The organism is Streptomyces sp. NPDC055140 (assembly GCF_053607285.1).
Map to the genome: position 1 here is coordinate 1 of NZ_JBSGTG010000182.1, position 1,630 is coordinate 1,630.

Annotated in this window: 1 protein-coding gene; it reads right to left on the bottom strand. The window is 75.1% G+C overall.

Features of this window, described 5'->3' with window-relative positions; translation table 11 throughout:
• Nucleotides 1-691: 691 nt before the first annotated feature.
• A complete protein-coding gene (locus tag ACWFR4_RS48815) occupies nt 692-1,423 on the bottom strand; it encodes a GntR family transcriptional regulator (RefSeq protein ID WP_386227496.1) in 732 nt (243 codons plus the stop codon).
• Between the last annotated feature and the right edge of the window lie 207 nt (nt 1,424-1,630).

The following is a 1,630-nucleotide window of genomic DNA, read 5'->3' on the forward strand; positions in this document are numbered from 1 at the left end:
GGCCCGTCTCTCCCCGCGCCCCGCGCGCCGCCGCCGCCGGGCCGCCCCGCCCCCCCACGGCTCCGGCCCGTGGACAGGTGGTGCGGCCGGGGACGCTAAGCGGGCGTCGGCCGTTGCTGCCTCCGCCGCCGGGTGTCCGGCGCCCGGAGCCGACGCTGTTCGATGCGGACTCGTCGGAGTAGGTCCGCCTGCCGCGCGGTTTGGCCGGCGGACCGGTCAGCCGCGGGGGCTCCCGGCACGGGATGCCTGAACGAAGCGCGCATCGGCCACGACGAGACCGGGACCGACGCGCCAGCGACCACACCGGGCCCGGCCCGATCGCGGCAGCAGGTGACCCCCGCCCGCCCATCTCCGGTTCTGCAGGGCCGCGTACGCGCCTGCCATCCGTGACGGCGGCGGTACGGCGGCCCGCCCCGTGATCGGCCGGGAGACGGCAGCGTGGGCCCCGCCGGGCACCCCTCCCTCCCCGCCAGCCGTCTTTTCACCGCCCCACGCTCGTCGCAGCCGCGTGAGGGGAGGCCACGGAGGATTACGGGCCCTAGGCGTCCCTGTACGGCCCGCTGACGGCCGCTCAGCGGGCCGTACGGCTCTCGGGCCGCCGGAACGCCGGACAGGGCCGGAGACTGGCGCGTGCGGGCCGTGGGCACGGAAAAGCCCCGCCGGGGTCCGGCGGGGCTTCGTCGTACGGCGGTCAGTTGCTGCGGTGCACGCGCCAACGGCCAGCGGGCGCCACGGACTCGCCAACCTCGACCGGCTCGCCCTCTGCGTCGACGTAGATGTTCCGGCTGAGAGCGACCGGGGAGCCCGGGGCGATCCCGAGGAGCTGTGCGTGCTCCTCGGTCGCCGCGTCGGCGGTGCTGGCCTCCTCGGAGGCGACGGCCCGGCGGCCGGTGGCCGCCTCGATGGCGGACGGCGTCCCGCCGGTGATCCGGTCCGTGGACAGGAGCGCGGGAACGGCGGCGGCCAGCTCGCCCGCGAACCAGCTGGTGCTCGTCGACACAGGGTCGGCGTCGGCGTTGTGGGTGACGCGCTGGCGCCGGACGGCCTGGCCGCCGGGCTCGATGCCGAGGAGACCGGCCACCCACTCCGGCGGCTCGGCCAGGTCGGCGCCCGTGATGACCGCGTACTCGCCGTCGGCGTAGATCCGGCCCGTCGTGAGCGCGGCCTCCAGGCGGTCGGCGGCGGTGCGGTGCAGGGTCCGCCGGGTGCTCACCGTGGTGGCCGCGCCCTGCCGCGCCTCGGCCAGGCCCTCGTCCTTGAGCGTCCGGTGGACCTTCTGGGCCGTGGCGGTCGAGATCGAGTACGCGGCGGCCAGGTCGCGCACGGACGGCAGCGCGTCGCCGTGCTTCAGCTCCCCGGCCACGATCCGCCGGCGGAGCTCGGCCGCGACTTGGAGGTACGGGGGTGTCCGGTCCAGGGACATGAGGGCTCCTCGGGTGTGCGAGTCAGTGTGTAGGTCGCTAGCACAGTGTATGCCTTGACACAGTCACTGTGCTACCACAGTATGAGTCTCGCAAGACCGCCTCTCTGGAGGTGATCTGACGGACCGAAATTTCGGGGCTCCTCGCGCGCCCGCGCGTAGGGCCCCTCCTCGGAAACCGGCTCAACCTGGAAACCCGCAGGTCAGAGC

Coding starts and splice junctions, on each gene's coding strand:
- ACWFR4_RS48815 (WP_386227496.1), bottom strand. CDS start 1,423: ATGTCCCTGGACCGGACACCCCCGTACCTCCAAGTCGCGGCCGAGCTC.